General features: G+C 68.3%; 1 protein-coding gene. It reads left to right on the top strand.

What is annotated here, in order from left to right; all coding sequences use genetic code 11:
• The coding region (locus G6R25_RS23925; RefSeq protein WP_336502497.1) for a phosphotransferase at positions 1-1,338 on the top strand (1,338 nt) is incomplete at its 5' end.
• Positions 1,339-1,441 lie beyond the last annotated feature (103 nt).

Genomic DNA, 1,441 nt, shown 5'->3' with positions numbered 1-1,441 from the left:
GGGCACATCGAGTGGATCACCGGCTGGTTGGAACGTGATGTGGGCGGGAGGGTCGTGCGCATCGAGCGGCAGGCACGATGGCGCCCGGCCTGGTGGGTCGATGTCGAACGCGACGGCGTGCTCCTTCCCTTATATGTGCGTGGCGAGCGGGTCGACTCGCCGTCGGCGTTCCCGCTCGCGCACGAGATGCGTTTCCAGTCGGTTCTGCAGGAGCACGGTATTCCGGTGCCGGCCGTTTACGCCTGGTCGGAGAAGCCGCGGGCGTACGTCATGGCGCGCGTCGAGGGACGGGACTCCTTCGACGGTGTGCCGGACGATGAACGTCGCCGGGCGATGGAGGACTACATCGACATTCTCGTCCGGCTGCACGCCCTCGACGTGGCGCCGTTCGTGGACGCGGGCATCGTGCGCGCCGGCGCCGGCGAGGATCCCGGCTCGGTGGGCCTGCGGCACTTCGAGGAGTCCGCCTACCGGAAGTTGAAGAAACGTCCCGACCCCTTCCAGGAGTTCGTGCTGGGTTGGCTGTCACGTCATCGTCCCGACTCGCGCGGCCGCGAGTCGGCGATCGTCTGGGATGCCGACCAGCTCCTGCACTCCGACGGGCGTATCACCGCGCTGCTGGATCTGGAGTTCGGGCACGTCGGCGACCCCATGCAGGATCTCGGAGGAATGTGGGTACGCAGCCCGTTCGTCTCCCTGGGCGACCTCGCCCCCCTCATGCGCCGCTACGAGGAACGCAGCGGCACTCCGGTGGACCTCCAGGCCGTCCATTACCACTACATTCTGTTGGCGCTGTCGAACAAGCTTGAATTCTATTCCGTGCTCGCCGATCCGGTGCCCGGCACGGACTACATGCTCAACCTGCACTGGTGCATCGAGACAAACCTGATGGCGCTCGAAGGAATCGCCACCGTCGTCGGGGCCGAGCTGGCGGAGGTGGAAGAACCCGAGCAGGTCGTGTCGGCCTACGGGCCGGCGCATCTGCACCTGACCCGTTCTCTCGAGCGGCAGGACCTCGGCGCCGGCGCGCAGCGCTACCAGAACCGCATGTCCGTGCGGCTCGCCCGGCACCTTCAGCGGATCGACGAGATCGGGGCGGCGGTCGTCGCCGCGGACCTCGACGACACGGCCGCTCTGGTGGGCCGGCGCCCGCGGTCGTGGGCGGACGGTGAGCGGGAGCTGGAGAACTTCGTCCTCGCCGACGACGGCCGTCACGACGCCGAGCTCGTCCGGCTGTTCCAGCGTCGCCTCCACCGGGCCCGCATGCTCAACGGCCCGGCGGGCTCGTGGATCACGCAGCACCGTGACGTCCCGCAGCCCGGTGCAGGCGTTTACTGATCTTTAATTCACCGGGTCGGACTGGAGTGGATTCTGCCCGGTCCCGGTCCCGGTCCCGCGGAACACCTCCAATCGTCGGGTGGAGGTGGGATGCGGCCGGGTC

This window comes from Candidatus Frankia alpina (genome assembly GCF_902806485.1).
Lineage (GTDB): Bacteria > Actinomycetota > Actinomycetes > Frankiales > Frankiaceae > Frankia > Frankia alpina.
Note: the sequence above shows the minus strand (reverse complement) of the source record. Positions and strands in the feature narration are given on the sequence as shown.